The organism is Bacillus sp. P14.5 (assembly GCF_003316765.1).
In the GTDB taxonomy this organism is placed as follows: Bacteria; Bacillota; Bacilli; order Bacillales; family Bacillaceae_B; genus Rossellomorea.
The window spans coordinates 1-3,252 of the sequence record NZ_NIJF01000105.1; the positions used below are offsets into that span (position 1 = coordinate 1).

General features: G+C 33.5%; 4 protein-coding genes and 1 other RNA gene. All 5 read left to right on the top strand.

What is annotated here, in order from left to right; translation table 11 throughout:
• Window positions 1–329: a transfer-messenger RNA gene (ssrA, locus tag B9Z54_RS21105) on the top strand; the annotation flags it as partial.
• Between the two features lie 356 nt (window positions 330–685).
• A complete protein-coding gene (locus B9Z54_RS21110; RefSeq protein WP_240190048.1) occupies window positions 686–1,819 on the top strand; it encodes a nucleotidyltransferase domain-containing protein in 1,134 nt (377 codons plus the stop codon).
• Window positions 1,794–2,240 (top strand): type II CBASS E2 protein, encoded by a 447-nt coding sequence (locus tag B9Z54_RS21115; protein ID WP_205207748.1) that lies wholly within the window; start codon window positions 1,794–1,796, stop codon window positions 2,238–2,240. Before B9Z54_RS21110 ends, B9Z54_RS21115 begins: the two co-directional genes overlap by 26 nt.
• A 21-nt stretch (window positions 2,241–2,261) precedes the next feature.
• Window positions 2,262–2,924, top strand: a complete 663-nt coding sequence (locus B9Z54_RS21120; RefSeq protein ID WP_113930352.1) for a hypothetical protein — start codon at window positions 2,262–2,264, stop codon at window positions 2,922–2,924.
• Window positions 2,917–3,252: SAVED domain-containing protein (locus B9Z54_RS21125; RefSeq protein WP_240190049.1), on the top strand; the 336-nt coding region annotated here is incomplete at its 3' end. The genes B9Z54_RS21120 and B9Z54_RS21125, both read left to right, overlap by 8 nt.

Below are 3,252 nucleotides of genomic sequence, written 5' to 3' on the forward strand. Positions count from 1 at the left end.
TAATCAGATTCGATTCCAAGCATAATCTCGCATAAAATCAATTCTTTGATTTTGTTCTTGCCATAAGTTAAATAAATTCGCAATAACCGCATCACTTTCGTCTTAGAACAATAACAATCTGCGCTCGAAGACCTTCAATTATAATTGTGCTTAACCGCATGATTCTGCTCATTTTTTAGTAGAATACAGATCACGATCCATCAATCTAGAGATATGATAACACCTGTTGATCGTCAGTGTCACATTAAGAATTAATCTATAAACTACATACGTAGAAGCATGCGTTACGATGCCTTCGGACGCGGGTTCGACTCCCGCCGTCTCCATTTTGAAGTATCATTTTTCTTAAATTTTATTTTAAGAAAAATGATACTTTTTTCTTGTCAATTTTTCATTGATAATTGTAACTATCATCCACTTTACAAGGTAAGCTAAGAAGTGTTATTAGTAGATGTTCTTTGAATAACTTTTTTATCACAACAATATATGTTTCCTAAATCAAGATAAGACCTTTTATTGAAGGTTATATTTGTATCCTGAATAAGCTAGTATGTTACTAAAATTTTGCGTTCTTCATTTTTTACTTTTATGTATAATATGTGGTAAAACTATCATAAGAACGTATATTCTCTTTTTTCCTTGTGCAAAATCAAAAATAGAAAGGGAAAATTTATGATTAATAATTTTGAAAAGCAACTACTTATTAGACGATTTGTTACAACGTGTCGGTGAGAAACTACAAATAAGTAAAACACAGAGGGAACTTGCAGAAGAACGATATCATGCTGTCAGTACTTGGCTTTCCAAAGATGGGGATTTATTTGATGGGGTAGAAATTAATATTTATCCGCAGGGTTCATTAAGTATTGGTACGACTGTGAAACCCCTATCAAGACAAGAATACGATCTTGATTTAGTTTGTGAAATCAATGAGTCCTATGCAGGGAAAGATCCTATTATTCTATTAAACAAAATCGAACGACGGTTAAAAGATAATGAGATTTATAAAGATAAGGTGGAACGGAAAAATCGTTGTATTCGCCTTAATTATGCAAATGAATTTTACATGGATATCTTACCTGCACATCCTACAAATTCCATTACAGATACATGTGTAATGGTTCCAGATCGTAAAGCGGAAGAATGGAAAGATAGTAATCCCAAAGGGTTTACGTCTTGGTTTAACAATTGTTCAAATCAAGTTGGAAAAACGTTATTTGAAGCTCGTGCAGAGATTGAACCGTTACCCGAAGATGAAACTGTTGAAAGAAAAGTTCCACTCAAAAGGGCAGTTCAATTAATTAAACGCTATCGGGACATCTATTTTGAAAAAGATGCTGATTTAGCACCAATTAGCATAGTCTTAACTACACTTGCGGGACATGGATATGAAGGTCAACTATCTGTTAATGAAACAATATCTCATATTTTAAAACATATATCACTACTGATTTCCCAAAGTGATAAACGAATAGTAGTATTAAATCCATCAAACAATAAAGAGGATTTAAGTGAAAGATGGGATAATAATCCTGAACTATACCTAGAGTTCGAAAAATTTGTAATGGACTTTAAATTAAACTGGGAGCAATTGAACGAAATACAGGGGTTAAATGAAATTGCTAATAAGTTAAAGAAAATGTTTGGCGAAAACATTACAAACCAGGTATTAAAAGAACAAGCAATACATCTTGAAAAATCTAGAAGTAATAAAAATCTTGCAGTAATTGGTTCGGGGTTATTAGTCGCAGCAACAACAGAAAAAGCGGTTGCAATGGAGAGAAATACGTTTTATGGCAAAGAAACAGATACCATTTAAAAAGACGTTTATACCGATTGCTGATCAGATTGTTTCGATGCGAAATGACTTTCCTGAATTTATAGCAGAGTGGGGTAAAGGTGTTGTAGTTTGGACAGGTGAACTACAACCAACTTCATTAAGTAAAAATTATACTGTCCGTATTGTCTATTCTTTAGGCATGGATCGACCAGATGTGACGGTACTTTCTCCTAAACTGGTAAATAAAAATGATGAATCCATACCTCATGTGTATCCTGGGAATAAATTGTGTCTATTTCGTCCCAAAAAGAAAGAATGGACGAAAGAAAAATTAATTTCAAAAACAATTGTTCCTTGGGTATCGTTATGGTTATATTACTACGAACTGTGGATTGCAACAGGTGAATGGCTTGGTGGAGGGGAACATCCAACTAAGAAAAAAGGGAGAAAGTATTTTTAGAATGAGCGAGGGGATATTGTATTGTCTAAAACGAAAATTCCAGAAAAAGTGAAATTAAATCTATGGATAAAAGCAGGCGGACGATGTGAATATGATGGATGCAATAAGCGATTATGGGAGGATTCATTAACGTTGGCAAAAATGAATGCAGCCTATATTGCACATATAATCGCTGATAGCCCTGATGGACCACGTGGACATGAAATTCAATCTGAAGTATTGGCAAAAGAGTTTAGTAATTTGATGTTAATGTGCGATATACATCATCGTTTGATTGATAAAGAAGACATTGATGGTCATCCTGTAGAAAGACTTCGCGAAATGAAAAAGAGACATGAAGAAAGAATCGATAGGGTAACTTCCATTACTGAGAATATGAAAAGTCATGTACTGATATATGGAGCAAATATTGGTGCACATTCTACTCCATTAAATTGGAATGAGGCGACAAGCGCAATGTTACCAAATCGATATCCAGAAGAAAATCCTGCGATTGAACTAAGTTTAAAAAATAGTTCATTTTATGATAATCAAAACATGTATTGGGAAATCGAAAAAGAACAACTTAAAAATCAATTTAAGGATAAAGTAAAAGGAAGTTGGAGTCTGGGGATAATAAACATTTGTCAGTTTTTCATTAGCTCCACAACCTCTACTTATTTTATTAGGAACATTAATATCTGACCTTTACCCTGCGGATGTGTATCAATTAGGAAGGGAACCACAAACTTGGAAATGGCCAGATAAATTTGATGATTTCGATTACCAAGTTATTGAACCCACAGAAATCCATAAGAAAGTTGCATTGAATTTATCTCTAAGTGCAACTGTTGTTAACAGTCGTATTACGGACATACTGGGAGAAGATACATCGATTTGGACTGTAACAATCCCTTCACCAAATAATGATTTTATTAAGGGGAAAAACCAATTAAGTAAGTTTCGTGTTTTAATGAGAGAGTTATTCAATAAAATTAAATTAATTCACGGGGAGGATAGTGTTATTCATATC

Coding starts and splice junctions, on each gene's coding strand:
- B9Z54_RS21115 (WP_205207748.1), top strand. CDS start 1,794: ATGGCAAAGAAACAGATACCATTTAAAAAGACGTTTATACCGATTGCT.